The sequence below is a fragment of the Ruegeria lacuscaerulensis genome (assembly GCF_013034745.1).
GTDB classification, from domain to species: Bacteria; Pseudomonadota; Alphaproteobacteria; order Rhodobacterales; family Rhodobacteraceae; genus Ruegeria; species Ruegeria lacuscaerulensis_B.
The window spans coordinates 22,579-46,864 of the sequence record NZ_WQGP01000007.1; the positions used below are offsets into that span (position 1 = coordinate 22,579).

A 24,286-nucleotide genomic window follows, 5' to 3' on the forward strand; every position below is an offset into this window, starting at 1 on the left:
GGATTGTGCTTCTATAGGCTGCGGGGCAAATGCGGACGTGGATGAAAGACCCGATGACAACAAGATTATTTGCCGTTTTTGCGCTGTTGACCTGGGCAATCGCGTTGACTTTTGCAGGCGGAGCTGAAGCGCAAACATCGCTCATTCCCGGCTACACAACGGGTGCGGACAGCACCGACGAGGCCTCGGAAGATGGGGATCTGGCTGCTGCGATCCGCTCAGCAACCGAGGCTGGTGCCAGCGTTATCGTCATCGACAGTGCGGGGAAAATCGTATCGTCGGGTGCACCTGCACAGGCCAATCAGGACGCCGCAGGCGACCCGATGGCCGATGGGTCGCAATTGATGAAGGCGCAGGAGCGGTTTTCGAAATTCCGCGAGTCGATGCAGTCGCGGCTTGAGGCGCTGCCTTATTCGATTTTCGAGGTGAAATACGTCCTGCGCCAAACCAGCCCCGATGGCCGAATACAGACCTATGTCGAGGTGCTGTTCTGGAATATCCTGTTCCTGCTGCTGGGGCGGTGGCTGTCGACCGAGATCTACGGCAAGCGCATCGCCAAGGGAATCGTGGTCGCGCGATCCAAGGAAAATCCGCAGGGCTACCGCGAAAAAATGCCGTTTCTGGTGTTCCGTTTCCTTATGGGGATCGGGGGTACAATCTTTGCCATGCTGATGGCCCTGATCGTCGGGTTCCTGTTTTTCGGCGAGGCCGAAGATATCTCGATCCAGTTCACGGTCACGGCGATATTCGCGGCCTTCTTCCTGTCGCGCACGGTGTCCGATCTGTGGCGTATGGTGCTGTCGCCCTATCTTAGCCAGTACCGCCTGCCGCCGTTTTCGGACCGGGACGCCAAACGGCTTTATATCTGGGCTTCGGCGATTGCGACCTATGACATCTCGGTCGTGATGTTTTCGACCTGGGTCGCGGATTTCGGGCTGAACTATAACGTTTATGCCATGGTCTATGGCGGCCTGACCATGTTGGGTGCGTTGGGCAATTTGCTGATGATCGCGTTCAATGGGCGTGCCATTTCCCATGCCATCCGGGGAGGACGTACCAAGGAACAAGTGTCGTGGATCCTGCGTTTCATCTCGCTGGCTTGGGCACCTGTGCTGATCGTCTATATCGTGTTCAGCTGGTTCAAACTGGCTGTCGATCTGGTGCTTGAAAACCAGAACTCGATCCCGATCGTGGCCAGTAGCTATGCCATCTTTATGTCGGTGGTGATCGCTTACGGTGCGATGAACTATCTGCTTGAGCGGTATTTCGACCGCAACCGTCAGATGGAGGAGATGAACGCCGAAGACGCCGATGCGCCCGAGGAGGAGTTAATCGAGACCCCTCTGGCCGAAAAACGCGCGCATTCCATCGTGACGTACGAGGATCTGGCGCGCCGTGTGGCTGGTATTCTGGCCTTTGTGGTTGGGCTTTACGCGCTGGTCGTCATCTGGAACCCGGATGCCAGCTGGAGCGAGGAACTGCCTATCGAGCGTTTCCTGGACGTGATGGTGATCATCTTCATTGGCTATGTCCTGTTCCATTTCTTCCGCATCTGGATTGACAGCAAGATTGCTGAAGAGATTGACGATGGCGGGGCCGAGGCCGAGCTGGGCGATGAAGGTGGCGAAGGCGGGCAAAGCCGTCTAGCCACTCTGCTGCCGCTGTTCCGGGGGGCGATCTTGGCGGTGGTTGTCGTAACCATTGCGCTGATCGCGCTGATGGAAATGGGCATCAATGTCAGCCCCCTGTTTGCGGGCGCGGGTGTTGTGGGTCTGGCCGTTGGGTTTGGATCGCAGACGCTGGTGCGGGATATTTTCTCAGGGGCGTTTTTCCTGATGGATGATGCGTTCCGCAAAGGGGAATATATCGACATTGGTGATGTGAAAGGCACTGTCGAGAAAATATCGGTCCGGTCGTTCCAGCTGCGTCATCATCTGGGTGCGCTGAACACCATTCCTTTTGGTGAGATCAAGGTGCTGACCAACTATTCCCGTGACTGGGTGATCATGAAGCTACCCTTGCGCGTAACTTATGACACTGATGTCGAGAAGGTGCGCAAACTGATCAAGAAGCTGGGGCAGCAATTGCTGAGCGACCCGGTCATCGGCGACAATTTCATCCAGCCGCTCAAGTCGCAGGGCGTGATCGAGATGCAGGATTCCGCAATGATCATCCGCGTCAAGTTCATGACCAAGCCGGGTGATCAGTGGCTGGTGCGCAAGAAGGTCTATCAGGAAATCCGCGAACTGTTCGCCCGTGAAGGCATCCGCTTTGCCCACCGCGAAGTGACGGTGCGTCTGGCTGATGAGAAAGCGTCCGAAGACCTGACACCGAAACAGCGCGAGGCGGTAACCGGCGCGGTGCAGGCCGCGATAGACGAAGATTATCTGGACGATATCGGCCCCGGCGGAGGGGATGACAGATAGGGCGTGCTCCCGCCCCTTTGGGCCTCGTTTCTGACGAAACGCATCCAAAAGCGTTGGGCCGGGCCGCGCGTGTCGCGCGGCGGATGCGCTAGGGCTTCAGCGTTGGCCAGACGGGTTGGTACGTGCCCAGTTTCGATGCAGGCAGAGGCCAGTGCATTTCCGTTGTGCTCAGCCTCAGGGCCGGTTTCAGACGATGGCCGACACCCCAGCCGGATTCCTCGGGCGTGCGGGCATAGTCGGTCGGGTTGGCATTTTCGATATCCTCAGACGTTTCGGACTTGCTGAGAATGGCCAGCAATTCAGCAGTTCGGGCAAGGGACAAGCGGGCCTGCATGATTGAGTTACCTTGGGCGGCCTCGGCCAGAGCAGACAGCACGGCGGCGGCCATCAGATAGCCGGTTGCGTGGTCCAGCGCCTGCACTGGCAGGGGCGTCGGCTTGTCTGCCTTGGCCCAGATGCGGCCAGTATCGGCGATGCCTGCGCTCATCTGCACAAGGCTGTCAAATCCGCGCCGGTTCGCCCATGGCCCCTGCCAGCCATAGGCGTTCAATGTGACTTCGACCCGGTTGGGCGCAATCGCGTCCCGTTTCGCTTGCGTCAACCCCAGCGCATCCAGCGCGCCTGGGCGATAGCCATGCACGAACACATCCGCCTGAGACAGCAATTCCTGTAATGTCTCCATTCCGGCGGGCGACTTTAGATCCAGATAGGCACAGTGTTTGCCCAGCGAGACATCCGGGATCACGCCGGGTTCGTCCCAGCCGGGCGGATCAATACGCAAAACCTCGGCCCCGACCCCGGCTAGAGTGCGGGTGGCAATGGGGCCTGCCAGAACGCGGGTCAGGTCCAGAACGCGCAGGCCCTGAAGCGGCCGTTTGTCCGTGGCCTCTGGACGGTCGCGCAGCATGATCTGACGGGGGTTGTGCCAGCCGATCAACGGATCACGCGACACCGCCCGGCCTTGGGGATGCTCCAGCCATTCGGCCCTGCTGCGCATTGCGGCGGTGGCGCCGCCCTCGGCCACGATGGCGGTTTCCAGATCGGCGACAGCCCATGTCTTGAGGGCCTGAGCGACAGCATCACGGTTCGCATCGACCTTGAGCACTTTCAATGCGGCCAGTCGGTGGCGCGCTAGGTTGGTATGTAGCCTGATCCACCCGTCAGAAGCTTGATAATCCCCAGCGATGGCGTCCCAGAGGCTCGGCATCTCCCACCCTTCGGGCTTGAAGGAAAACCCGTACCACAGTGAAGCCAGCCGGTGATCAACCGTGACGTTGGGCGCGCTGGACGTCAGGTTCAGGGACACCATCAAGCGCGCCAGCTCTTGCCCCACCGCGGCAAAGCTGGCGGTGGCCAGTTCAGATACGGCAAAGGCGCTGGGCCGCGCTCCGCTTCCGATTACTCGATAGCTTTCCGGGTCAGGAAGCGCCGAAACCAGTGTCATTGCTGATAGGGGTCGAGACTGTCACGCAGCCCGTCGCCAAGGAAGTTGAAAGCCAGCACAACCACGATGATCGGCAGCATCGGGATCGCCGTCCACGGGTAGATCTCGATCGAAGCGAGGTTCTGCGCGTCATTCAGCATCACGCCCCAACTAACCGCTGGAGCCCGAAGGCCGAGGCCTAGGAAAGACAGCGCCGTTTCCCCCAGGATCATCGCCGGGATCGACAGAGTGGCCGAGGCAATAAGGTGGGACATGAAGTTCGGCAGCAGGTGCTTGCGGATCACACGGCCCGAGCTTGCACCCATCATTTCGGCTGCGCGCACATATTCTTCCTCGCGCAACGACAGGAACTTGGCGCGCACAGATCGGGCAAGGCCGGGCCAGTCGAGTATCCCGAGGATGATCGAGATTATGAAGAACACTGCCACTGGGCTCCAGTTCGAGGGCACCGCTGCAGACAAGGCCAGCCACAATGGCAGTTCGGGCAGTGAGCGCAGAATCTCGATGACGCGGTTGATGACCCAGTCGATCTTGCCGCCGAAGTAACCCGCCATCGACCCGAACAGGATGCCTAGGAAGAACGACACCGAGATGCCGATCAGGCCCACGGTCAGCGACAGTTGCGCGCCATAAAGAATGCGGCTGAAGACATCCCGACCCAGACGGTCGGACCCCCACAGGAACAGCGTTGCCCCTTCGGGCGCACAGAACAAATGCGTGTCCGACTTGATCAGCCCCGCCAGCTTGTACTCGGCCCCTTCACAGAAGAATTGGAGCGGGCGCGGATCGCTGGTGTCGGTCACGGCTTTCCACTGGAAGGTCTCAAGGTCGGCCTCGATCACCGTCGGGTAGACAAACGGACCGACGAATTCGCCTTCGTGGAACCAGTTGACGCTTTGGGGTGGGGCATAAAGATGCTCGTCATTGCGTTCATTCGCACCATAGGGGGCAATGAACCCGGCAAAGGGCAGCATCAGGTAGCACAGCAGCAAGAAGATACCCGAGATCAAGCCCAGTTTGTGGGTGCGGAATTTGCGCCAGACCAGCAGCCAGTTGGGGGCGTCCAGATCAGCTCGCTCGAGCTGTTGCAGGGCGGCGTCTGGATCGAAGGGGGCATCGTCGACATAGCGACCGTCAGAGCGTTTGGTCATGCTTCACGCCCCTCATACCGAATTCGCGGGTCCAACATGACCAGCAAGATGTCCGAAATCATTGTCCCGATCAACGTCAGCAGTGCGACGAACATCAGGATGAAGGCAGACAGGAACTGATCCTGCGTCTTCAGCGCGGTCAGCAAGGTCGGGCCGATGGTCTGCAGCCCTAGCACCACCGAGACCAGAACCGACCCCGACACCATTGAGGGCAGCAGGTTGCCGATATCGGCGACAAAGGGGTTGAAGGCCACGCGCAGCGGATATTTGGTCAGCATCCGCGACGGAGCCATGCCTTTTGCGATGGCGGTTTCCACATAGGGTTTACCCAGCTCGTCCAACATATTCGCGCGCAGCCGTTGCATCATCGCCGAGGCGCCCGAGGTACCGATTACAAAGGTTGGCACAATCAGGTGGAGAAGTATGGATTTCATCTTGTCCCAGCTCATCGGCTCACCCTCGTAAATCGGGTCCATGAGCCCGCCGATGGGCAGGTTGAAATATTGGTGGCCGTAGTAGAACAGGATCAGGGCCAGCAGGAAGTTCGGCGTGGCCAGACCCAGATAGCCCACAAAGGCCGAGGTATAGTCGATCCACGTCCGCGACCGCGCCGCCGCAAGGACACCAAGCGGCAAAGCGACCGCGTAGACAAACAGGATTGCGGCAAGGTTCACCAACACGGTCAGCCACAGTGTGTCGCCCACAATCTCGGCCACCGGGCGGTCAAATTCAAAGGACCAGCCGTAATTGCCTTGAATCAGCCCCTCAAACCCATGGGGGCCGGGCCAGAAGCCCATCCAGATCAGGTATTGCTCCCACATCGGACGGTCCAGCGCGTATTCGGTCCGCAGGAATTCGGCCTTGGCCACACCGGCGGATTGCCCCGAGGCCTGAAGCTCGGCGATTTGGTTGCTGAGGTAATCGCCAGGCGGCAGGTTGATGATCACGAAGATCAGAACCGACACCACAAGCAGTGTCAGCAGCATCGTGAAAAAGCGATACACCGCGTAGCGCAGCATTACCATTTAGCTGCTCCTGTCAGTCGGCGAAGTAGAACTCGTCAGGGCGATGGATGCCGAAATGCGCGCCGGGTTCCCATGCCCACATGGCCTGTTCGGGCACGTTGCGCAGGCGGTTGGACACAACGATGGGCTGCGGGGCGCCATTCAGAATGCCGATGGCATAAAGCTGATCGGCGTGGATCTTCAGCATCTCGGACCAGACGGCCTTGCGTTCGTCATCCGATGTGGCGATTTCCCAGTCATGGGCAAGTTCCATCAGGCGCTCGGCCTCGGGCATATCGGGCGCTTCGCCGACATCGCCGCCGGTCTGGTAATACTGCCCCCATTTAGGCCAGGCCAGAAACACCTGATCGGTGGGTGCCAGATAGGCGGGTGAGGTGTGGGCCTGCGGGATACCGTCATCCCAGCCAAACCAGACCGAGGCCATGGTATTCCCCGCAAACACCCGGTTCCGCAGGATGTCCCGGTCCAGCGGGCGCATCACCAGATCGACGCCTATCTCGCGCCATGTGTCGGTAACGATCTGCAAGGCGTTCTCGACCTCTTGCCGCTCACCGGCGGTTTCAATGATCAGCTCCATCGGGCGGCCATCGGGTAGCAAACGAATACCATCCTTGTCGCGCTGATTCAGGCCAGCTTCGTCCAGCAAAGCGTTTGCGGTTTCGATGTCATATTGCGCCCAGGCCTTGGCGTTTTCCTCGTCATAGAAGGGTGAGGCAGGCAAAACCGACATCGCGCCCGGTTGCGCCAGTTTGAAGTACAGCGCCTGATTGATCGTCTTGCGGTCAATGGCCAGCGACAGCGCGCGACGCACACGCACGTCGCGCAGAACCTCTCGCCATCCGTCATCGGCAAAGTTCAGGTTGGGATAGATCGCAATCTGCGAGGCAACACCGGTTTTCCACAGCAGGGTTTTGTAATTCCCCCCGGCTTCACCCTTTTTCAGGATCGAGGCGTCCCGGAACGCCAGCCCACGCCCTTGCAAATCGGTCTCGCCCGCATTGGTCTTGGCGGCGACCAGACCAGGTGCCACGATCTCCATCTCGACCACGTCGATATAGGGTAGTTGCACACCTTTGCTGTCGATGCGGTGGTAATAGGGGTTGCGGACAAAGTTGTGCCGGATCTTTTTGCCCGAGCTGGCATTCAGCCAAGGTTGCAGCGTCGGCAACTCGTGATTGTCGAACTTATAGAGGTTATCCAGCTTGTTATGTAGCGCCGCCCAGCTTTTGACCCGGGCGTCTTCGACCTGAAAGGCCAGCTCATCGGCGTCAGCGAAGCTCTCGTGATATTGTTTCAGAAACGCGGATGGGCGGTAGATGAACGGCGGGCGCGCCTGTGCCAGTGATTGCAGGAAATCAGGGTTCGGGTCGGCCCATTCGAACACGATGGTCGTTTCATCAGGGAAAGTGACGGTCGGGCTCTTGCCTTCGACAATCAGGAAATCCGGCGGCCCCGACGGGCTGAGCAATTCGTTATTGGCTACGTCCTCCCACCAGTATCGAAAATCTTCGGACGTAAAGGGCGACCCATCGGACCATTTGTGGCCTTCGCGCAGGTTCAGGGTGAATTTGCGGTTGTCTTCATTGGTGAAGGATTCCAGCAGATCAGGGACAATTTCGTAATCTTCGTCAAAACCGACCAGGCGGGCATAGCCATAGACCACCATCTGCCGAATGTCCTTGGATCGCGTCACCATGGTGCGCAACGTGCCGCCCGGCGTTCCGAACTCACGCCCCTTGGCGGCCAGATCGACCACCAGCGGCTCAGCCGGTAGGCGTTCTGCGACGGGAGGCATGTTTCCGGCGGCCACTTCGTCTTCCCAGAACGCGCTTTCCTGAGGGGTGGGGGTCTCTGCCGTGGCGGGCAGAAACCACAGCGCCGACATTGCGGCTGCCAGGATCAGGGGGCGAGTGGTCTTAAACATGGCATCGTACCTTATGGCCGGGCTCCATTTCCACCAATGAAGGTATCACGGAGTCGGTAAATCGGAAGGCGTCATCCCAACTGTCGGGCGAACCGGCGCCCAAAGCAACCAAATTCAGGTCGATGGGCCGGTTGATGTCGGGTTCCGGTTGTGCGGCGATCAGCGCCTTTGTGTAGGGGTGGTGCGGGTTGTAGAACAGTGTCTCGGGCGGGGCTTGTTCCACCACAAGGCCCCGGCGCATCACTGCAACTTCGTCTGCGATGCGCGCCACGACGGCAAGGTCGTGCGAGATAAAGAAATAGGACAGTTTCAAGCTGTCTTGCAGGTTTTCCAGCAGCGTCAGGATCTGTTCCTGCACCGAGACATCCAAAGCCGAGGTCGGCTCGTCACAGACAATCAGCTGTGGGTCCAACATCATCGCCCGTGCGATGGAAAGGCGCTGTCGCTGACCGCCTGAAAACGCGTGAGGATAGCGTTTCAGCATGTCGGCGTTCAGCCCGACCCGTTGCAGCATCTCGGCCGCTTTGTCCCGTTGTTCAGCGGGCGAGCCGATCTTGTGGATCTCCAACGGCTCGGTCATCGCGTCCTGAATGCGCATCCGCGGGCTGAGCGAGCTGTAGGGGTCCTGAAACACCATCTGCGCCTTGCGCTGAAACGCAGTGCGCTGGGCGCGGGTCATGTGGTGAACCGTGATCGGGTCGGCGTCGGGCGCGGTGCGAAACAGAACCTCTCCGCCCGGATCGGGGGGCTCGGCCCCGAGCGCAATGCGGGCGGCCGTGGTTTTGCCTGATCCGCTTTCGCCGACAATGGCCAGTGTCTTGCCACGTGCCAGATTCAGATCAACACCGCGACAGGCATGGATCAGCCGGTCACCTTGCCACCCTTTGCTGGAGCGCATGGTATAGGTTTTGGAGACACTGTTCATTTGCAGGATTAGGTCCTCGCCGGGCATCGGAATGCCAACAGCTTCCTTGTCGGGAATCTGGGGCGCGGCGTTGAACAATTGCTGGGTGTAGGGATGCGCAGGTGTGGTCAAAATAGGCGCGGCCGCCCCGGATTCCATCACCCTACCCTTGTGCATAACGACCACTTGTTCGGCCATATTGGCAACGACGCCCAGGTCGTGGGTCACAAGGATCAGCGCCATGCCCGTCTCGCGCTGCAACTCTTTGATCAACCCCAAAACCTGCGCCTGCGTGGTGACATCCAGCGCGGTGGTTGGCTCATCCGCGATCAGCAGTTCCGGCTTGGCAACCATTGCCATGGCAATCATCGCACGTTGGCGCATGCCGCCGGACAGCTCGAACGGGTAAGAATCATAGGCGCGCTGGGGGTCAGGAAAGCCCACGCGTTCGAACTGGGTCAGAACTTCTTTGCGGGCCTGCGCCTCGGACGCGCCGCGATGCAGCCACAGAACCTCGCTGACCTGATTGCCGATCTTGTGCAAGGGCGACAGCGACCGCATCGGTTCCTGAAAAATCATCGAGACCCGATTGCCGCGAATGTCACGCATCTGGCGCTCACTGATTGCCGTCAGGTCTTCCAATCCTTTGGAATCATTCAGAGTAATGGTGCCGCTGCGTATCTGGGCCGTGCGCGGCAGGATGCGAAGCGCCGCGCGGCACGAGATGGTTTTTCCAGACCCGGACTCGCCCACCAACGCCAAAGTCTGCCCGGCCTCGACGTCGAAACTGACGCCCTGAACCACGGCCTCACCCGCACCGAAGCCGATGCTGAGGTCCCTGACAGACAACAACGCAGTCATGCGGGTTTCCCACCCGTTCGGCCGTCACTCGGCATAGGCTTGATCAACTCCCCGTGTTTTTTGTCGCAGTTTCGCGCGGTTGGGCCTGATTAGTCAAACCCGTTCTTGGGCTGAAATGTCGCGGGAATATGAAACTGAGGCGAAATTGCCTACACAAACCCTTGAGGATTTGTCATCACAGGCGGCGTCGATGCCTGATTAAGCTTCGGCAACTATCAAGGAGAGATTTTCCCGTGCCCGATCCCCAAAGCCGCCTCGATCTGTTCATTGACCGCATGGTCTCGCAACGGGCCTGTCTGGACTATGCCATCGCTCAAACGCAGGGGATGGACGGGCCGGTTTTCGAGCTGGGCCTGGGTAATGGCCGTACTTATCACCACATGGTGCAGTATGTGCGGAACCGCCCGGTCTATGTGTTCGAACGCGCCGTGGCCTCGCACCCGGATTCGACCCCGCCGGAAGATCTGGTGATTCTGGGCGATGTGCGCGAGACGTTGCCCGCATCGCTGGATCGATTCGGCGCTACGGCCAGTTTGATCCATGCCGATCTGGGCGGGCATAACCGCGAAAAGAACGACGCTTTTGCCCGGTTCGTGTCCCCGTTGATCGAGCCGCTTCTAGCCGAGGGCGGATTGATGGTCTCCAGCGATCGGATGTATTTCGATGGGCTGACTGAACTGCCCCTGCCAGACGGAGCAGTTGAAGGGCGTTGTTTCATTTATCGCCGCTGAAGGGGGCTCTAATGCTATTCTACGATTGCTCGACTGCCCCGAACCCACGCCGCGCGCGGATGTTCATTGCTGAAAAAGGGCTGGAGATTGAGACCCGCGATATCTCGATCGCAAAGGGGGAACAGCTGGCTGAGGACTTCCGTGCGATCAACCCCAATGCCACGCTGCCCGTGCTGGTGACGTATGAAGGGACGGTATTGACCGAAAACCTCGGAATCGCGGCCTATCTTGAGGCACAGTTCCCAGAACCGCCGCTGATGGGGCGTACCCCGGATGAAAAAGGGTTGGTTTTGATGTGGAACAGCATCGTCGAACAGCAAGGCGGTGCCCCTGTGGCCGAGGCGCTGCGCAACGCGCATCCAGCTTTCGAAGGACGAGCGATTCCCGGTCCTGCAAACTATGCCCAAATTCCTGAGCTGGCGCAGCGCGGGGTCGAGCGGGTGGAACGGTTCTTTGCGATGCTTGAAAATCGGCTGACAGACAGTGCCAATGTGGCTGGGCCAGAGTTTACGCTGGCCGATATCTCGACCTTTGTGTTTGTGGATTTCGCTCGGGTGATCAAGATGCGGATCCCGCAGGAAAATTCGGCGACGCTTGCGTGGTTCGATAAGGTCGCCGGCCGCCACAGCGCCCAGCTTTAAGGCCCATTGAACCCCGAGACGCGTTCTAAAGTTCAGAACTGTACAGAAATGTCTAGACAGATATGAACAGTGCGTCTAGCGTTCCCCGCGAGCCATGCAGGGGAGGGCAAGATGAAATCTCAGTATCGCGTAGTGGTCATTGGGGGCGGCGTCGTGGGGGCGTCTGTATTGTATCATCTGGCCAAGTTTGGCTGGTCGGATGTGGTTATGCTGGAGCGGCGGCGGTTGGCCTCGGGGTCGTCTTGGCATGCGGCGGGCGGTATCCATGCGTTGAACGCCGATCCCAACATGGCGGCGTTGCAAGCCTATACAATCGACCTGCTGAGCGAGATCGAGAAAGAATCCGGCCAGAATATCGGCCTGCACATGACTGGTGGTCTGACTTTGGCTGGTACACCCGAGCGTTGGGAGTGGTTGCAGGCCAATTACCGCATCTTCCAGTCCATCGGCATTGATGATTGCGAGTTGCTGACCCCGGAAGAGGCGCAGAGGCGTTGTCCGATCATGTCGACCGAGGGCGTGTTGGGCGCAATGTGGGCTGATCGCGAGGGATATATCGACACAACCGGCACGGTGCAGGCCTATGCGACAGCAGCCAAAAAGCGCGGTGCGGAATATTACGAGGAAACCAAGGTCGAAAGCCTGACGCAGACGGTCGATGGTTGGTTAGTTGTCACCGACAAAGGCACCATCTCCTGCGAGCATGTGGTCAACGCAGCGGGTCTGTGGGCCAAGCAGGTGGGACGTATGGCCGGGGTCGAATTGCCGGTCTCGCCGCTCAAGCACCACTATCTAATCACCGACACGGTGCCCGAGGTCGCGCAAGCGGATTTCGAGATGCCGATGACCGTGGACCTAGAAGGGTTCACCTATATGCGGCAGGACCAGAAAGGCGTTCTGGTCGGTATTTATGAAGTTGAGCATGAACACTGGGCGATGGATGGCGCGCCGTGGAACTATGGCGAGGAACTGTTTCAGGAACAGCTGGATCGGATCGAGAATGAGCTGACGCTGGGCTTTGAGCGGTATCCGTCGATCCAGAATGTGGGCATCAAGACCTGGGTGAACGGCGCGTTTACCTTTGCGCCGGATGGCAACCCTCTGGTCGGGCCGGTGCCCGGCAAGCGCGGCTATTGGTCGGCCTGTGCGGTGATGGCCGGGTTCTTGCAGGGCGGCGGCGTTGGCAAAACACTGGCCGAGTGGATGATCCATGGCGAGCCCGAGGCGGATGCGTGGCCGATGGATGTGGCGCGTTTCGGGGATTTTGCGCAGAACAAGCGGTATATCCGCGAAACCACGGGGCAGTTCTATTCGCGCCGCTTCGTGATGACCTATCCGAACGAGCAACTGCCCGCAGGCCGCCCGCTGAAAATGGCCCCCGCGCACGACGCGATGACCGAGGCCGGGTGCAAGTGGGGCGTCAGTTGGGATCTTGAGGTGCCGCTCTATTTCGCGCCGAAAGGGTTCGAGGAAACGCCGACGCTCAAACGGTCAAACGCGCATGACATTGTGGCCGAGGAATGCAAGGTGATCCGCGAAGGTGCGGGTCTTTTGGATATTTCCGGCTTTTCGCGTTTCGAGGTCAGCGGCCCCAATGCGCAGCTTTGGCTGGACAAGGTCATGGCTTCGAAACTGCCTGCGCCGGGGTGTGCCAAGCTTGCCCCGATGCTGGGCGAGAACGGGCGGCTCAAAGGCGATCTGACTGTCCTTAACTGGGGCGACGGAACGTGGTGGATCATGGGTAGCTACTACCTGCGGGCCTGGCACATGCGCTGGTTCGATGACCACATGATTGACGGTGTCTCGGTCCGCGATCTTGGTGAGGAATATTGCGGATTCGCCGTGGTTGGACCGAAGTCGCAGGCGGTGGTCGAAAAACTGGCCGAGCAGGATATCGCAAGCCTTCCTTTCATGGGCTGTGGGGATTTCGACATCGGTCTGGTCCGCGCGCGCGTGGCCCGCATGTCGGTGACGGGCGAGAAAGGCTATGAGATCAATTGCCGCTATGGTGATCACATCAAACTGCGCCGAATTTTGCTTGAGGCCGGGGCTGACGAAGGCATCCGCGAATGCGGTTTTAACGCGATGCTGTCTACGCGACTTGAGAAAAGCTTTGGGATCTGGTCGGCTGAATTTACTCAGGCGTACACGCCGGGCATGACCGGGATGGATCGTTGGATCGACTGGGACAAATCCTTTGTGGGCAAAGAGGCCGCCATGGCCGAACGCGACGGCAACGGACCAGCGCAGGTTCAGGTCACGCTAGAGGTCGATGCGCTGGATGCGGATGCCAGCGGGTATGAACCGATCTGGTCGAGTGATGAGCGGGTGGGCTTTGTGACCTCGGGCGGCTACGGGCACTACACCGGCAAATCCTTGGCGATGGCCCTGGTTAACCGCGACAAGGCCGAGCCGGGGACCGAGTTGTCCGTGCATGTGGTTGGCGTCGAGCGTCCCGCGCGGGTCATTTCTGCTTCGCCCTACGATCCGCAGGGCAAAGCGATGCGGGGTTGAACATGAACGCGCAAACGTCTGAACGGGGCCGAAGACGGCGTGGACGCGGTGGGGACACCGCGCCACCGCCCAGTCGCGACGTCAACTACCGCCAGCTCAGAAATCCCTTTCCGCAGATGGAAGTGTTCCCTGCAGATCAGATCGCGGACATTCACAACACTGCGCTGCGCATCCTGCAAGAACTTGGGGTCAAGGTCCTGCTGCCGGAGGCACGTCGTATCTATGCCGCTGCTGGAGCGCGCGTGGATGAAGGCAGTGAAATGGTTTTTATCGGTCGCGACATGGTTGAGGCCGCCGTCGCCTCGGCCCCCAAGTCGATTGCCTGCCGTGCCGGGTCACGTGGTCGCGATTTCACGCTGGAGCTGGGCTCATTGGTGTTTCAGCCAGGGGCGGGGGCGCCAAACGCCACCGATCTGGAAAGGGGTCGCCGTCCTGCGACGGGGCAGGATTATCTGGATTTCCTGAAGCTGACGCATCATTTCGATGTGTTCCAGATGATCTCACCCCAGGTAGAGCCGCAGGATGTGCCGACCAATTTGCGGCACTATTTCACCACGCAGGCGCAAATGGAACTGACAGACAAGTTCCCCTTCTTCTTCTCGCGCGGAACGCCGCAGGTGATGGATTGTTTCGAAATGCTCTCGACCGCGCGGGGGCTAAGCGATGACGAATTCCGTACAAACCCGCATTGTTACACGATCATCAATACCAACAGCCCGCGCACGCTGGATATCCCCATGGCACAGGGGCTGATCGATTTTGCGCGGCATGGGCAGATGTCGATTATCACGCCTTTTACCCTGATGGGAGCAATGGCCCCGATCACCGTGGCGGGCGCGATCACACTGTCCCATGCCGAGGCTCTGGCGGCCCTGACCTTGACCCAACTAACCAATCAGGGCGCGCCGGTGTGCTATGGCACGTTCACCAGTAACGTGGACATGAAATCGGGCGCGCCTGCTTTCGGAACGCCCTCGCATTTTCAAGCGTCACTGGCTGCAGGGCAACTGGCGCGGCATTTGGGCTTGCCATGGCGATCCGCTGCAGGATCGGCCTCGAACATTAACGATGTGCAGGCGGCGAATGAGAACCAGTTTGGCCTGTGGGGCTGTCTGATGGCCGGGGCCACCGTGATTATCCACTCGGCTGGTTGGCTTGAGGGGGGACTGTCCGTCTCATTCGAAAAGCTGATCTGTGACGCCGAGGTGTTGAACATGGTGGCTGAACTTTGCGCTGGCGCGCAGGCCGGCACTGCCGAGATCGGTTTTGACACCGCGCTGAGCGAGGTCGACCCCAGCGGGCATTTCTTTGCCTCAACTCAGACAATGGAACGGTACAACACCGAATTCTATCAGCCCCACGTCCATGACTACGCCAATTTCGGGACGTGGACCGAGCGTGGTTCGGTCGATGCCAATCACCGCGCAACGGGTGTATGGAAGGGTATCCTGAGTGACTTCCAACCCCCCAGAAGCGATAACGATAGGCTGGGTGCCCTGCAGGATTTCATCGCGCGCCGAACCGCCGAGGGCGGCGCTCCACCGGAGAGTTGAATGAACACCAAACCCATTCTTCACCGTGATGATCCGGACGCCGAACCTTTGGTCGGCAATATCAAGGTCACGCGGGACGACTGGCTGAATGTCGCGATGGACGTGCTGATCTCGGACGGGGTCGAGCAGGTCAAGGTGATGAACCTGGCCGAGCGTATGGCCGTGTCGCGGTCGTCTTTCTATTGGTATTTCAAGTCCCGGCAGGAGCTGTTGGATGCGTTGCTCGCCAAATGGCAGGCGACCAATACGGCGGCCCTGATCGCCCAATCCGAACTCCCTGCCGCAACGATCACCGCCGCTGTTTGCAATGTGCAGCGTTGTGTCGTGAACTCTGAACTCTTCGATACCGCGCTGGACTTTGCTGTGCGCGACTGGGCGCGGCGGTCGGGCAAGGTACGGCGAATGCTGGATCAGTCGGATGCACGGCGGCTGGCGGCGCTGCGGGCAATGTTCATCCGCTATGACTATGATGAGACCGAGGCGGAGACGCGGGCGCGCGTGCTCTACTACATGCAGATTGGCTACGATCTGGCGCAGTTGAATGAGCCGATGTCGCTGCGGCTGTCGCTGGTCTCTCACTACCTGTTTGTTTTCACTGGTGTTGAACCGCTCGACGAAGAGATCGAGGAGTTCAGCGCCTATTCGCGGTTTTACTGGGAGAAGAACACGTCATGAGCCAACCTGACGCAATCATCATCGGCACCGGAGTGATCGGGTCTGCCGTCGCATTCGAGATGGCCAAGGCAGGATGGAAAACCCTGTCACTGGACCGCAACGCTCAGGTCGGGCATGGGTCCACTGCTGGGTCCTGCGCCATCATTCGAATGCACTACTCGACGTTCGACGGCACCGCGTTCGCGTGGGAGGGGTATCACTATTGGCGCGACTGGGCTGCCTATCTGGGCCTGCCCGCTGATGCCAATCTGGCGCAGTTCCGCGAGACGGGGTGTCTGGTGATGAAGACCGATGCCAACGGGATGCTGGACAAGCATATGAAAAACAGCGCTGATCTGGATTGCCCTTTTGAGGAATGGTCGCCTGAGCAGATCACCGAGCGCTTGCCTGTCTATTCGCTGGACAGTTTCACACCGCCCAAACGCATGGATGACCCGGAATTTGGCCAACCCAACGGGGGCAAGATGCAGGGCGCGGTGTTCTGGCCGCAAGCGGGCTACGTCACCGACCCGGCACTATCGGCGCAGAACCTGATGGACGCGGCCAAATTGAACGGGGCCGAAGTACGCACCGGGGCCGAAGTGGTCGAGATTCTGACCGAGGGCGGGCGCGTGGCTGGGGTCAAGCTGGCCTCCGGTGAGGAAATCCGTGCCAAGGTGGTGGTGAATGTGGCTGGGCCGGGCTCGGCCATCATCAACGGTATGGCGGGTGTACTGGATGACATGACCATCGAAACCCGCCCCCTGCGGCAAGAGGTGGTGCACGTCCCCGCGCCCGAAGGGTTTGATTTCGAAAATGACGGCACCATCGTGTCGGACAGCGATATCGCGCTTTACTGTCGGCCGGAACATGGCAACCACATCCTTGTTGGCTCGGAAGATCCCGAATGCGATCCGCATCAGTGGTGCGAGGATGATGTGCACTACAACCGCGACTTCACCGATCAGTGGACCACTCAGGCGATGCGCTATGCACAACGGGTGCCCAGCCTCGGCCTTCCCTCGAAAACGCGCGGAGTGGTGGACTTGTATGATGCGTCGACCGACTGGATTCCGATCTACGACAAATCCAGCCTGCCGGGGTTCTACATGGCCTGCGGGACCAGCGGGAACCAGTACAAGAACGCGCCAATTGCCGGCAAGATGATGGCCGCGCTGATCAACTATTGCGAGGGCGGTGCAGATCACGATGCGCAACCGCTGCAATTCGAACTGCCCTATATCAAGCGGACCATCGATGTGGGGTTCTATTCCCGCAAGCGCCCCATTAACGAAGAAAGCAGTTTTTCGGTTCTGGGCTAGCCGTCAGGCTGAATCGCTCTAGAATTCCGGGAGCAGAATGGGACGGAGCCCAGAATGACCGAACCGAGGAACCGAGTTCTGATACTGGGCAGCGCCCCAAGCGCAGTGGCCGCCCGACAGTGGCCCCGCGCGCCCTTTACCCATATAGTCGCCATCAATAATGCCTGGCGTGTCCGACCGGATTGGGATGTGTTGATTCACCCCGAGGATTTTCCGGTCGATAACAGACCTGCCGCGTCAGATCCGGGTCAGCGCATTGTCGAGGCCTCGGAGTATGTTCCGCTGCAAAATGCTTATGGCGGTTTCGTCTATGCGGGCGGGACGATGGCCTTGACGGCTGGGTATTGGGCTTTGGCATCGCTGCGCCCGGCGGTTCTAGCCTACTTTGGCTGCGACATGATTTACCCGAAAGTAGGCAAGACGCATTTCTACGGTCGCGGGGCCGCCGATCCCTTGCGTGATGATGTCACGCTTAGATCGCTCGAGGCCAAGTCCGCGCGTCTGGGCTTGTTCGGGGCTGCGCAGGGCTGCCGGGTCGTGCGGCTGTCGCAAGGGTGCAGCAGGTTGGTCTACCCCTCAGTTTCCACGACCTCTTTGATGTCACCTCAGTTGCCATCGACGGATGGGATGGACAACGTTTTGCGGTGCGAACGGGATCTGGGATATTATGTTCCGAGTGGTCGGTATTGGGAACATGCAGACAATTTTGACGTTGAGAAGCTGGATGTGCTGGATGACATGTGGTTGTCGATCTACAGTCGATCCGGCCTTGTTGACGTGGCCTAAACCGCAAATTTTACCCAAGCCCAGACCATAGCGACATACGTCAGATTGTGCAGGCATTGGTCTAGACCGGCAGCACGCCAGAAGGCCGATTGCGTCGGTACCAGTTGCTTTTTGTCGGAATAACTGGCCTTGGCGAAATCAATGTTGAAATGAACGATCCATTCCAACGCGGCGATGATCAGAATAAAGGCCCAGGGCGCGCCGAACAGCAAAAACACAAGGACAGAGCCCACTACATGCACCGCTGCATGTTGTGCCCGTCCCATGTGAAAATATTCTCCGCGTCCCGCCAGCATTTTTGGCGTTTGGAGGTAGTAGTCCGCAAACATATGTTTGATCTGCAATAAGCAGAGCATCAAAAACACTGCGCCTAAACTGGCATGCAAATGAATCCTCCCGACATCGTCCTGATGCAAAGTCTAGGCGCTAACTTGTGGTTGCGCAAATGAACTTGTTCACATTCGGCAAAAATCTGATCAAATTGGAAACTGTTTGCGTCGCTGGTCTCGATTGCGGTAAATTCAAAGCAACGGTTGTGCGGCGATGCTGTTCAGGCCGGGTCCATGAACCGTAGCAGGGGCAGGTTCCATAGAACGCACGATCTTCCGCTTTATTTGGAAATATTCGAAGCGCGACCAGTTAATCCTGCTGGCTGTGACTTCGACGCTGTTTCCCTTGCTGTATCTCACGCTGGAGTTGCCTAAGCGGATCATCAATGACGCCATCGGGGCCGGAAGCTCGGTGGTGAATGTGCTTGGCTACCAACTGCCGCAAACCACATTTCTGATCATCCTGTGTTTTGCTTTCCTTGCCGCAGTTTTGGCTCATGGCCTGATGAAAATGCGGATCAACACGATGAAAGGTGTGCTGAGCGAGCGGATGCTGCGCCGCTTTCGTTATCAGTTAATCAGCCGTGCCCTTCGGTTCCCTCAACCCTATTTTGAACGGGTCAGTCAGGGTGAGATGGTGTCGATGATCACCGCCGAAAGCGAGCCGATGGGCGGGCTGATGGGCGATGCGATCAGTCAGCCGGTGTTGCAGGCAGGACAGATGATTACCATCCTGTCCTTCCTGTTTTTGCAAAGCGTCTGGTTCGGCCTGGCCGCTGTTGCGTTGATCCCGGTGCAGGCGTGGCTGATCCCCAAGCTTCAACGCCAGATCAACCTGCTGAACAAGAAGCGTATTCAGGAAGTCCGCGTTCTGGCCGCCCAGATCGGTGAAAACGCGGCTGGTGCCTCCACCCTGCGCACCAATGGCGGATGGCGGTATCGGCGGGCGATGGTCTCGGATCAGTTGGGGCGTCTGTTCGGTATCCGGTTCGAGATCTACCAGAAAAAGTTCTTTATGAAGTTCATCAACAACTTCATCTCGCAACTGACCCCGTTCATGTTCTATCTGGTCGGTGGTTTGCTGGTACTTCAGGGTTCGGTCTCGCTGGGGGCGCTGGTGGCGGCGCTGGCGGCGTATAAGGACCTCAGCTCGCCCTGGAAGGAATTGCTGACCTACTACAACCAGACTCAGGACATGTCGCTGAGATGGGAGGTGGTCGTCGAGCGATTTGCCCCACCGGGCATGCTGGACGAAAAGCTGTTTGAGGGTGAGCCCGAAAAACAACCGCGTCTGCGGGGCGATATCGTGCTGGATCATGTCTCGGTCCGGGATATGGACGGCAATCAGGTGCTGGATGATCTGAACCTCAGCTTTCCGGCGGGTAAGACTATCGGGATCGCGGCACCCAGCGAGGAAGATCGCCGCGCCATTGCCGAGCTGCTGACGCGCGAGATGCTGCCCAGTGCCGGGCGAGTGTCGATAGGGACACAGGATATTGCGAGCCTGCATCAGGGGGTCGTCGCGGCGCGTATCGGCTATGCTTCGTCTCGCCCGGTGATGTTTCAGGGCACGCTGGGCGACAACGTAATGATGCCGATCCGGTTCAAACCGCTAAGCGCGTCCACAGACGATCCCGGATTTGCCGAAACTCGACGGGCGGGCAACAGCGATGACCCGTTGCAGGCCCAATGGCTGGACCCGTCGCGTGCGGATCTGGACAGCCCCGAGGCGCTACGCGACTGGTGGTTGCACCTGATTGACGGGATGGGCTCGGGTGGGGCGTTGTTCCAGCGCGGGGCGGAACAGGCGTTTGATCCGGACACGCACCAAAATCTGGCGGGAAAACTGATTGAGCTGCGCCCGGTGGTGCAGCAGGCCGTGCGTGATGCCGGGCTGGAGCAACAGGCGCTGGTCTTTGATCGCTGCTGCTACAACGCGGCCCTGCCGGTGGCCGAGAACCTGCTGTTTGCCACCCCGCGCGTTCCGGTGACGCAGGCCCTGTTGGCACAGCAGACCGTTTTCCTTGGCCAGCTCCGGGAATTGGGGCTGGATGAAACGCTGGTGCATCTGACCCGCGACGTAATCGAAATGCTGCGCCAGATTTTCGGTCTGGACGGAACCGATCACCCTTTGTTCCGAAAGCTTGGGCTTGAGGCGCAGACCTATGAAAAGGCCATCGAACTTTTGGAACGCACGCGGGACGAAGGCGTATCAGGTCTGGATGATGAACAGCTTGCCACGCTTCTGGCCGTGCCTGTTGTAATCTCGGCCGAGCAGATCGGGCCTGCGTTCACCGATGAGCTGAAGGATCGGATTCTGGAACTGCGCCACAGTCACTCGCAAAAGCTGCTGGAAACGCTGCACGATGTGTTTGTGCCACTGAACGCAGATGCTTTTGCACCGGGTTTGACGGTGATGGAGAATGCGCTGTTCGGAAAAGTCAGCCAGATCGGTGGCGCGCGCTCGGACGAGGTGCGCAAGCTGATCGTGGATGTGCTGGATCAGAACGGCGCACGGCCTTTAGTGGTCGAGTTGATATATGACGTGCCAGTGGCGTTGGGCGGGCAGAACCTGCCTGCGGTTTTTGCCGAACCGCTTTCCTTTACCCGTGCGACGATCAAGAAACCCGATATCCTGATCCTCGATAGTGCGCTCGCCAGCTATGACATGTCCACGCAGGTTGCGGTCTATAAGAACCTGCGATCGCTGCTACCCGAGACGACTGTCATCTATCTGAACGACCAGTTCGACAACCCCGGCGTATTCGACATGTTTGTCGAAATACGGCAAGGTCGTGTGGTTTCAGACGAAGGACCTACGGACGTGGAAGAAGACAGTGCTGCATCGGCCGACCTCGCGCGCAAACTGCGCGCGTTGGAGCAGACGCCGCTGTTTTCTGGCCTCGACCGTCGCCAACTTCGCCTGCTGGCATTTGGTGCCCGCTGGTTCGACGCCAAACCGGGCGAGATTGTTTTCCTCAAAGATGACCAGCCTACCGACGGGGCCTATGTAGTTCTGGAAGGGGAGGCTGGGCTGTACTTGCCGCAGCCCGACGGACCGGATCAGTTGATCACCACTGTAGGCGCAGGGGCGTTGGTGGGCGAACTGGGACTGATCCGCAAAGAACCGCGCGCGCTGAGCATGATCGCCGAGACAGAGCTGTCCTGTCTGCGCGTGGGCGAAGAGGAATTCCTGGCCGTTGTGGAAAATGACGCCGCGACGGCGTTTAAGCTGATGCAGGTGATTGCGGGCTACGTGTCGAACTAATCCTGCGGCTTGCAGAACAGATCGTAAAGCAGGCCGATCACCTGCTCGGTATTGCCGTCTTTCAACGAGTAATAGATCGTCTTGCCATCGCGACGGGTTGAAACCAGCCCCTCGGCCCGCAAACGCGCCAGCATCTGGCTGACGGCGGCCTGACGGATTTCCAGCAGCCTTTCCAACTCACCCACCGATTTTTCGCCCGTTCCCAAATGGCATAGGATCATCAGTCGGCCTTCATGGGCCAGAGCTTTGAGAAAAGCCGCCGCCTGCGCGGCGCTTTCCTTCATATCTGTTACGGCACCATCTGCCGTTTGCGTGTCGTTTTCCATGAGTGTCATGGGTGGCCTGTCTGAAACTAGGGGGTTCATGCAATATGCCGCAAAACCCTGCGGTTTGTCACCCCTCGGTTGCAGGCGCGCCGCCCTGAAACGCATTTCCGTTGACATAGTCGCAAGGTTCTTCCTGCATCTGTAAATGCAGACCCGTTCCGTCAAAGGGATGCGCGCGGGCCAATTCCTCGTCTACTTCAATTCCCAACCCCGGCGCGGTGGGCGCGGTGACAAACCCGTCCTCAACCCGAAGGCTGCCCTTGATCAGCGCGTCATGGAACGGGGTTTCGATCGTCTCAAGCAGAAGTAGGTTCGGGATTGAGGCCGCCAGATGGATATTCGCGGCCCACTCGATCGGCCCGGCATAAAGATGCGGTGCCATCTGGGCGTTGAAAACCTCGGCCATGGCGGCGACCTTTTTCATCTCCCATATCCCGCCAGCACGTCCCAATGCGGGCTGCAGGATCTCAGCCGCACCCGCGCGCAGGACCGCGCCGAATTCGGCCTTGGTCGTCATTCGTTCACCGGTTGCCACCGGGATGCGGACATTTCGGGCGACGCGGGCCATGTCCTCGATCATGTCGGGCGGTGTCGGTTCTTCGAACCATAGCGGAGAATATGGTTCCAGCGCTTGTCCCAGACGGATCGCGCCTGCGGTGTTGAACTGGCCGTGGGTTCCGAACAACAGGTCGGCTTTGTCGCCAACCGCCTCGCGGATCGCTTTGCAGAAGGCCACGGACATTGAGATATCGGACATCGCGGGCATGTGCCCGCCCCGGATCGTGTAAGGCCCGGCGGGGTCGAATTTGACGGCTGTAAAGCCGCGCCGCACCATCTCGGCCGCGCATTCCCCGGCCTGTTCGGGCGAAGTCCAGAAGTCGGTCAGGTTATGCTGGGGTAGGGGATAGAGGTACGTATAGGCGCGAATGCGGTCATTCATCAGCCCACCCAACAAGGCATAGACCGGGCGGTCGCGGTCTTTGCCCAGAATGTCCCAGCAAGCGATCTCGAGCCCCGAAAACGCGCCCATCACCGTCAGGTCGGGGCGCTGCGTGAAGCCGCTGGAATAGGCGCGGCGGAACATGAGTTCGATGTTCTCGGGGTTCTCGCCCAGCATATGCCGCTCGAACACGTCGCGGATGACGTGGCGCATCGCCTTGGGCCCGACGGAGGATGCATAGCATTCCCCCCAGCCGGTAATCCCGGTATCGGTCGTGAGCTTCACCAGTATCCAATAACGCCCGCCCCAGCCCGGCGCAGGCGGGGCGGTGACGATGATGTCGAGATCTTGCAGTTTCATGCGCGGCTAGCCTCGGTCAAATAGGATCACGTTGCGTTTGGCCGATCCGGTCTTGGTGTCGGCAATGGCCTCGTTGATTTGATCCAGTGACCAGCGGCCCGAGATCAGCTCATCCAGTTTCAGCCGCCCTTGTTCATAGAGGTCGATCATCCATGGGATATCCCGCTGAATGACCACATCGCCCATTTTCGACCCGATCACGCCTTGGCCCAAAGCGGCCAGCATAACCGGTTCATAGGTCGACATATCCCCGGAATGCGGCATCCCGATCATGATCGCCTTGCCGCCGCGTCCCAGATAGCGCGGGGCTTGATCATAGGCCGGGATGGTGCCGACGGTAATCAGTACCGCATCCGCGCCGCGCCCGCCCAAAGCCTTGTAGGATTCCTTCCAAGGGGCTTTGGCCGTTGCCAGAACGCCATGGGTCGCACCGAATTCTTTCGCGATCTCAAGCTTCTCTTCGGTCATGTCGACAGCCACGATACGGCGGGCCCCGGCTATACGAGCGCCTTGAATTGCGTTCAGGCCCACCCCACCCGCGCCGATCACGACAACGTCCTGACCGGCCCGCAAACCAGCGGCGTTGACGGCAGCACCTACACCGGTGATCACACCGCAGGACAGCAGGCTGGCAACGTCCTTGGGCATGGTTTCGGGGATTTTCACGATCTGCCTATGGCTGACGACGACCTTTTCGGCAAAGGCACCGCAGGCCATGGCCTGTTCCAGCGGATCGCCGTCCGAGGTCCGCAGTGGGCCTTTCACTGTGTCGTAGGGCGTTTCGCAAATGGTCGGTTGCCCACCCGCACAGGACGGACAGGACCCGCAGGCGCGGATCAGCGTGACAACGACTGGATCCCCGACCTGAAACCCGTCGGTTGCAGCGCCCACGGCGGAGATCACACCCGCAGCCTCATGCCCATAGACCGCAGGCAGGAACCCGCCCCACGCGCCACTGGCGTAGGAAATGTCCGAGTGGCAGATCGCCACCGCATCCAGGGTCACTTCGACCTCGCCCGTTCCCGGTGGTGCCAGTTGCACGTCCTCGATGACCAGAGGTTCGTTAAACGCCCGGCATACGGCGGCTTTGATGGTTTGCATGGTTTGCCCTCGTCCTTTTCCGGTCA

General features: G+C 59.4%; 18 protein-coding genes. 9 read left to right on the top strand and 9 right to left on the bottom strand.

Features of this window, described 5'->3' with window-relative positions:
* Positions 1–53 precede the first annotated feature (53 nt).
* Positions 54–2,426 carry a mechanosensitive ion channel domain-containing protein gene (locus tag GOV79_RS14545; RefSeq protein WP_170790326.1) on the top strand — a complete coding sequence of 791 codons (2,373 nt, stop codon included), beginning with the start codon at positions 54–56 and terminating at the stop codon, positions 2,424–2,426.
* Between the two features lie 88 nt (positions 2,427–2,514).
* On the opposite strand, the gene GOV79_RS14550 is transcribed toward GOV79_RS14545, so the two are convergent.
* Genes GOV79_RS14550 through GOV79_RS14570 form a run of 5 tightly spaced genes read right to left on the bottom strand, consistent with a single transcriptional unit; the run spans position 2,515 to position 9,735 of the window.
* Positions 2,515–3,870, bottom strand: coding sequence for a CoA transferase (locus tag GOV79_RS14550; RefSeq protein ID WP_170790327.1), 1,356 nt, complete (start codon positions 3,868–3,870; stop codon positions 2,515–2,517).
* Complete coding sequence (locus tag GOV79_RS14555; protein ID WP_170769880.1) at positions 3,867–5,021, bottom strand: ABC transporter permease; 1,155 nt, start codon at positions 5,019–5,021, stop codon at positions 3,867–3,869. Before GOV79_RS14555 ends, GOV79_RS14550 begins: the two co-directional genes overlap by 4 nt.
* Entirely contained in the window at positions 5,018–6,046 is a 1,029-nt protein-coding gene (locus GOV79_RS14560) for an ABC transporter permease (protein WP_170790328.1), read from the bottom strand. Before GOV79_RS14560 ends, GOV79_RS14555 begins: the two co-directional genes overlap by 4 nt.
* Before the next feature lie 13 nt (positions 6,047–6,059).
* Positions 6,060–7,970, bottom strand: coding sequence for an ABC transporter substrate-binding protein (locus GOV79_RS14565; protein ID WP_170769882.1), 1,911 nt, complete (start codon positions 7,968–7,970; stop codon positions 6,060–6,062).
* On the bottom strand, positions 7,963–9,735 hold the full coding sequence (locus GOV79_RS14570; protein ID WP_170769883.1) for an ABC transporter ATP-binding protein: 1,773 nt from the start codon (positions 9,733–9,735) through the stop codon (positions 7,963–7,965). The genes GOV79_RS14565 and GOV79_RS14570 overlap by 8 nt, the downstream gene beginning before the upstream one ends.
* 233 nt (positions 9,736–9,968) lie before the next feature.
* On the opposite strand from GOV79_RS14570, the gene GOV79_RS14575 reads away from it, so the two are divergent.
* The 7 genes from GOV79_RS14575 to GOV79_RS14605 all read left to right on the top strand — a co-directional run bounded on the left by GOV79_RS14575 (position 9,969) and on the right by GOV79_RS14605 (position 17,936).
* Positions 9,969–10,466, top strand: a complete 498-nt coding sequence (locus GOV79_RS14575; RefSeq protein ID WP_331252079.1) for a class I SAM-dependent methyltransferase — start codon at positions 9,969–9,971, stop codon at positions 10,464–10,466.
* Positions 10,467–10,477: 11 nt separating this feature from the next.
* A complete protein-coding gene (locus tag GOV79_RS14580; RefSeq protein WP_170790330.1) occupies positions 10,478–11,107 on the top strand; it encodes a glutathione S-transferase family protein in 630 nt (209 codons plus the stop codon).
* Positions 11,108–11,218: 111 nt separating this feature from the next.
* Positions 11,219–13,621, top strand: coding sequence for a GcvT family protein (locus GOV79_RS14585; protein WP_170790331.1), 2,403 nt, complete (start codon positions 11,219–11,221; stop codon positions 13,619–13,621).
* A 2-nt stretch (positions 13,622–13,623) separates the two neighbouring features.
* On the top strand, positions 13,624–15,174 hold the full coding sequence (locus GOV79_RS14590) for a trimethylamine methyltransferase family protein (RefSeq protein ID WP_170790332.1): 1,551 nt from the start codon (positions 13,624–13,626) through the stop codon (positions 15,172–15,174).
* The gene (locus GOV79_RS14595; protein ID WP_170790333.1) at positions 15,175–15,849 is read left to right on the top strand and encodes a TetR/AcrR family transcriptional regulator; all 675 of its coding nucleotides are present in this window, start codon (positions 15,175–15,177) and stop codon (positions 15,847–15,849) included.
* Complete coding sequence (locus tag GOV79_RS14600) at positions 15,846–17,150, top strand: NAD(P)/FAD-dependent oxidoreductase (protein WP_170790334.1); 1,305 nt, start codon at positions 15,846–15,848, stop codon at positions 17,148–17,150. The genes GOV79_RS14595 and GOV79_RS14600 overlap by 4 nt, the downstream gene beginning before the upstream one ends.
* A 54-nt stretch (positions 17,151–17,204) precedes the next feature.
* Positions 17,205–17,936, top strand: coding sequence for a hypothetical protein (locus GOV79_RS14605; RefSeq protein WP_170790335.1), 732 nt, complete (start codon positions 17,205–17,207; stop codon positions 17,934–17,936).
* Here the strand turns inward: GOV79_RS14605 and GOV79_RS14610 are convergent.
* Entirely contained in the window at positions 17,933–18,292 is a 360-nt protein-coding gene (locus tag GOV79_RS14610) for a DUF3307 domain-containing protein (protein ID WP_170783009.1), read from the bottom strand. The two genes, GOV79_RS14605 and GOV79_RS14610, sit on opposite strands and share 4 nt — an antisense overlap.
* 244 nt (positions 18,293–18,536) lie before the next feature.
* Here GOV79_RS14610 and GOV79_RS14615 point away from each other — a divergent pair, with 244 nt between their 5' ends.
* Positions 18,537–21,533, top strand: a complete 2,997-nt coding sequence (locus GOV79_RS14615) for a cyclic nucleotide-binding domain-containing protein (RefSeq protein WP_170790499.1) — start codon at positions 18,537–18,539, stop codon at positions 21,531–21,533.
* Here the strand turns inward: GOV79_RS14615 and GOV79_RS14620 are convergent.
* The 3 genes from GOV79_RS14620 to GOV79_RS14630 form a co-directional block, all read right to left on the bottom strand.
* Positions 21,530–21,817 (bottom strand): ArsR/SmtB family transcription factor, encoded by a 288-nt coding sequence (locus GOV79_RS14620; protein WP_170770588.1) that lies wholly within the window; start codon positions 21,815–21,817, stop codon positions 21,530–21,532. The genes GOV79_RS14615 and GOV79_RS14620 overlap by 4 nt on opposite strands.
* A gap of 109 nt (positions 21,818–21,926) precedes the next feature.
* Complete coding sequence (locus tag GOV79_RS14625; protein ID WP_170790336.1) at positions 21,927–23,159, bottom strand: mandelate racemase/muconate lactonizing enzyme family protein; 1,233 nt, start codon at positions 23,157–23,159, stop codon at positions 21,927–21,929.
* 6 nt (positions 23,160–23,165) lie between these two features.
* Positions 23,166–24,260 (bottom strand): Zn-dependent alcohol dehydrogenase, encoded by a 1,095-nt coding sequence (locus tag GOV79_RS14630; protein WP_170790337.1) that lies wholly within the window; start codon positions 24,258–24,260, stop codon positions 23,166–23,168.
* Positions 24,261–24,286 lie beyond the last annotated feature (26 nt).

What these genes read in the sequence shown, in the direction of transcription:
- GOV79_RS14545 (WP_170790326.1), top strand. Translation starts at nt 54, where the DNA reads ATGACAACAAGATTATTTGCCGTTTTTGCGCTGTTGACCTGGGCAATC.
- GOV79_RS14550 (WP_170790327.1), bottom strand. Translation starts at nt 3,870, where the DNA reads ATGACACTGGTTTCGGCGCTTCCTGACCCGGAAAGCTATCGAGTAATC.
- GOV79_RS14555 (WP_170769880.1), bottom strand. Translation starts at nt 5,021, where the DNA reads ATGACCAAACGCTCTGACGGTCGCTATGTCGACGATGCCCCCTTCGAT.
- GOV79_RS14560 (WP_170790328.1), bottom strand. Translation starts at nt 6,046, where the DNA reads ATGGTAATGCTGCGCTACGCGGTGTATCGCTTTTTCACGATGCTGCTG.
- GOV79_RS14565 (WP_170769882.1), bottom strand. Translation starts at nt 7,970, where the DNA reads ATGTTTAAGACCACTCGCCCCCTGATCCTGGCAGCCGCAATGTCGGCG.
- GOV79_RS14570 (WP_170769883.1), bottom strand. Translation starts at nt 9,735, where the DNA reads ATGACTGCGTTGTTGTCTGTCAGGGACCTCAGCATCGGCTTCGGTGCG.
- GOV79_RS14580 (WP_170790330.1), top strand. Translation starts at nt 10,478, where the DNA reads ATGCTATTCTACGATTGCTCGACTGCCCCGAACCCACGCCGCGCGCGG.
- GOV79_RS14585 (WP_170790331.1), top strand. Translation starts at nt 11,219, where the DNA reads ATGAAATCTCAGTATCGCGTAGTGGTCATTGGGGGCGGCGTCGTGGGG.
- GOV79_RS14590 (WP_170790332.1), top strand. Translation starts at nt 13,624, where the DNA reads ATGAACGCGCAAACGTCTGAACGGGGCCGAAGACGGCGTGGACGCGGT.
- GOV79_RS14595 (WP_170790333.1), top strand. Translation starts at nt 15,175, where the DNA reads ATGAACACCAAACCCATTCTTCACCGTGATGATCCGGACGCCGAACCT.
- GOV79_RS14600 (WP_170790334.1), top strand. Translation starts at nt 15,846, where the DNA reads ATGAGCCAACCTGACGCAATCATCATCGGCACCGGAGTGATCGGGTCT.
- GOV79_RS14605 (WP_170790335.1), top strand. Translation starts at nt 17,205, where the DNA reads ATGACCGAACCGAGGAACCGAGTTCTGATACTGGGCAGCGCCCCAAGC.
- GOV79_RS14610 (WP_170783009.1), bottom strand. Translation starts at nt 18,292, where the DNA reads ATGCTCTGCTTATTGCAGATCAAACATATGTTTGCGGACTACTACCTC.
- GOV79_RS14620 (WP_170770588.1), bottom strand. Translation starts at nt 21,817, where the DNA reads ATGAAGGAAAGCGCCGCGCAGGCGGCGGCTTTTCTCAAAGCTCTGGCC.
- GOV79_RS14625 (WP_170790336.1), bottom strand. Translation starts at nt 23,159, where the DNA reads ATGAAACTGCAAGATCTCGACATCATCGTCACCGCCCCGCCTGCGCCG.
- GOV79_RS14630 (WP_170790337.1), bottom strand. Translation starts at nt 24,260, where the DNA reads ATGCAAACCATCAAAGCCGCCGTATGCCGGGCGTTTAACGAACCTCTG.